Origin of the sequence: Microbacterium sp. zg.B48, from assembly GCF_024623505.1 — a bacterium.
GTDB lineage: Bacteria > Actinomycetota > Actinomycetes > Actinomycetales > Microbacteriaceae > Microbacterium.
Genome location: NZ_JANJFE010000001.1, coordinates 1 through 3249, shown reverse-complemented (window position 1 = coordinate 3249; position 3249 = coordinate 1). Strand labels below are relative to the sequence as shown.

Annotated in this window: 2 protein-coding genes; one reads left to right on the top strand and one right to left on the bottom strand. The window is 67.0% G+C overall.

The genetic code is table 11. From position 1 onward, the window contains the following. Positions 1-70 precede the first annotated feature (70 nt). Positions 71-844 carry a hypothetical protein gene (locus NQ152_RS00010; RefSeq protein ID WP_257503882.1) on the bottom strand — a complete coding sequence of 258 codons (774 nt, stop codon included), beginning with the start codon at positions 842-844 and terminating at the stop codon, positions 71-73. A gap of 226 nt (positions 845-1070) precedes the next feature. On the opposite strand from NQ152_RS00010, the gene NQ152_RS00005 reads away from it, so the two are divergent. Further along, positions 1071-3077, top strand: a complete 2007-nt coding sequence (locus tag NQ152_RS00005; protein WP_257522584.1) for a DUF262 domain-containing protein — start codon at positions 1071-1073, stop codon at positions 3075-3077. Positions 3078-3249: the final 172 nt, after the last annotated feature.

Below are 3249 nucleotides of genomic sequence, written 5' to 3'. Positions count from 1 at the left end.
CCCCCCGCTCTGGGGGGGGGGGGCCCCCCCCCGGGGGGCCCCCCCCCCCCCCCCGCTGCAGGTCCGGCGATCAGGCCTCGCTCATCGCAGTCACTTCGGCCTGTCCCTTGGCCGCATAGTACGCGGCGCGGGCGGCCAGCCGGCGGGCCTGCTCGGCCTGTCCGGCGTCCAGCACGTCCTGAGGCACCTCGACGTTCGGGACGCGCGCCTGGCCGTGGTACTTCTCGATGTACGCGTCCAGCTCGGGGCCGGACGTCCAGGACGTGATCAGGCAGTATCGCGCCTCGTCGCCTGTGTGGGTCGCTGCGTGCCACAGACGCTGCGTGTCGACGATCAGCTGGGCGCCGGCCGGGAGCGCGATGCGGTGCTCGACACTGGGATCGGTGCGGTTCTCGCGCAGGACGAAGTAGCTGTCCTTGTCATCGGTGAGGTTGAAGAATCCCCGCACGACCCAGCCGGTACCGTCCGGGTTCAGACGGTTGTTGTCATCCTGGTGCAGGTTGTAGAGGCAATCCGCGTAGGTGTTCGGCTGCAGCTCGATGACACGGCACCGCCCGACGTTCGCACCGGGCTCCTGGGCGCGGCGGGTCAGGTTGGGGGCCTTCTCGACCTGCGAGGGGATCCACACGCCGTCCTTGTCCGTGCGCGGCGGCTTGTGATTCCAGAATCCGTTGCACTCGATGTCGCCGGCGAAGCTGGCCAGCGGCGCGAAGCGGGTGTCCCCGGAAGACTTCCAGTCGTTGTACTCGAGATCGAGCCACTCCTTGGGATCCAACTCCTGGTTGTAGCGATCGAGGACGACATAGCCGGTCTCTTCCAGAGCGGCGGATTTGATGTAACCCATGATGAGGATCATGCCTTTCGTAGGGGGCCAGCACGTTTTAACAGGCCCGACTTAGGCAAGCCTACATCGGCGTCCCGAGGGCTCCCCGAACGCAGCCGGGACCGCGATCCCCCGGCGCTTCCAGGCGGGTCGGAGGACGGATCAACTAGGCTCGACGGCGGCGTTGTCCGTCTCAGCGAGGGTTCGCACGCCGTACACACAGCGTTCCGAGGGGCGAAGCGAAACCATGGCCACTGCCACGAATATCGATGCGACCGCAGTCAACACCATCGCGTGGCTGTCCGGTTCGGAGGCGACCATCGTCGTCCCGGTCTACCAGCGCCAGTACCGGTGGGACATCGGCGCCTGCGAACAGCTTCTCGCCGACATCCGCGCCGTCGCCGACTCGGACGACCGGCACATGCACTTCATCGGATCGGTGCTCTCCTCCCTCAGCATCGATGCGGGATCCGCGGAGCTGGTGCTGATCGACGGGCAGCAGCGCATCACCACCCTCATGCTTCTGGTCGCGGCGCTGCACCACACCGTCAAGTCCGATCGGCCCGATCTGGCCGGCGACCTGGAAAGAGTCCTCGTCCGCGCGTCCGACCCGACACGGACCAAGCTGCGACCGCATCGTGCGTGGGCGGACGTGTTCGAGAGCGTCGTTCTGGACCGCCGCTCCCCCGACGACGAACAGCGGGAATCCCGGTTCGACGACAATTACGCCTTCTTCCGCAGCCAGATCAGCGCGGAGGAAGCCCCGCGGATCTGGGGCGGCCTGCAGAAGCTTGAGCACGTGGCGATCACGCTCGGCGCGGGTGCCAATGCCCAGCAGATCTTCGAAAGCCTCAACTCCACCGGCGAACCGCTGCGCGATCACGAGCTGATCCACAACTACGTCTTGATGGGGCTCTCCCACCTCGAGCAGAGCGAGATCGAAGACTCCTTCTGGGTCCCCATCGAGCAGAACACCGGTGAGTCGATCGGAAGCTTCTGGCGCCACTTCCTGGTCATGCGAACCGGACGCGAGGTGACCCTGCCCGGGGAACGTGGGGTCTATGACGCGTTCCGGCAGGAGTTCCCGCGGCTCGAGCTCGACAGCCTGCGCGTGCACGCCGCCGAGTGGAAGCAGTACTCGGAGATCTATCGCATCCTGCTCGGTCCGGCTCACGCGCCCGACCCCGACATCGCCAAGATCCTGGGCCAGCTCAACACGTTCGGGCGCGGCATGTACCCGCTGGTGATGCGCGCCTACCGTGACTATGCGCGTGGCGAGCTGGACAAGTCCGCGATGGTCGCGACCCTCGACGACATCCAATCGCTCCTGCTGCGACGAAGCATCGTGGGCGTCAGCACCGACCGACTGGTGGCGCGGCTGTGCCGCGCGCGCGAGCAGGGCCAGCGCACGCTGGAGAACGCGTTCAGCCGGATCACACCGTCGGACGAACGGGTGCGGGTGGCTCTGAAGTACAGCGACCTTCCGCATCCCGCCTACGTTTTGGCGCGTCTGGCGGACGTCGAGAGCCTTGCAGATCTTGCGGTCGACCACGTCCTGCCGCTCGCCCCCGGCGACGGCTGGAGTGGGGACGGCACCCGCACGTGGGCGGACTACAGCGAGGACGAGCAGAACAGCCATCGCGCGCTGGCCGGCACGCTGGGCAACCTCGCTCTCGTCGAGGACGCCATCGCGGAGCGGATCGCCGACCAGTCCTTCCCCGCCAAGCGGCCCGCCTACGCACGGAGCGCCATCGCCACGACCCGCGAGATCGCCGACGTCCCGGTATGGGGCACTGCGGCGATCGCCGCACGGACGGTGGAGCTCACCGACGCGATCCTCGCCGTCTGGGCGCACCCCCCGATCGTCGGCATCGACGACGATGGACTGACTCCCATCCTCGACGCACAGCGTCGGCGCGGTTGGCCCCGCGGCTGGCAGCGCGAGTTCGAATACGTGGAGTACCGCGGCGAGCACTGGGAGGTGCACGACGTCAAATACCTCTTCAACCGCGTGTTCAAACGGCTGTGGGCGGATTCACGCGCAGACGTCGTGGCCTTCAGCGCACGGCGCGGTGGGCCGATCTACACAGCGCAGGCGTGGAACGGCCACTGGGACGCGCTGGACGAGTCCCACTTCCTCTACATGGGCTGGGACTCCAAGTACATGCTCACCGCAGTACAGGGCGTGCTGGAAGAGGCCGACCTTGCTGCGGAGGTGTTCGTGAAGTACTCCTATATCGGCGCCGCGATGTAGGAGCCGCGTGCACCGGCCGTCCCGCAGGCGGTGCACGCTCTGCGTCGGGTCGGTGCGTTAACGAGAAATGGCCACCCAGCGATGGGTGGCCATTTCACGAAAGAAGTCCGGCGGTGTCCTACTCTCCCACAGGGTCCCCCCTGCAGTACCATCGGCGCTGTGAGGCTTAGCT

What these genes read in the sequence shown, in the direction of transcription:
- NQ152_RS00010 (WP_257503882.1), bottom strand. Translation starts at nt 844, where the DNA reads ATGGGTTACATCAAATCCGCCGCTCTGGAAGAGACCGGCTATGTCGTC.
- NQ152_RS00005 (WP_257522584.1), top strand. Translation starts at nt 1,071, where the DNA reads ATGGCCACTGCCACGAATATCGATGCGACCGCAGTCAACACCATCGCG.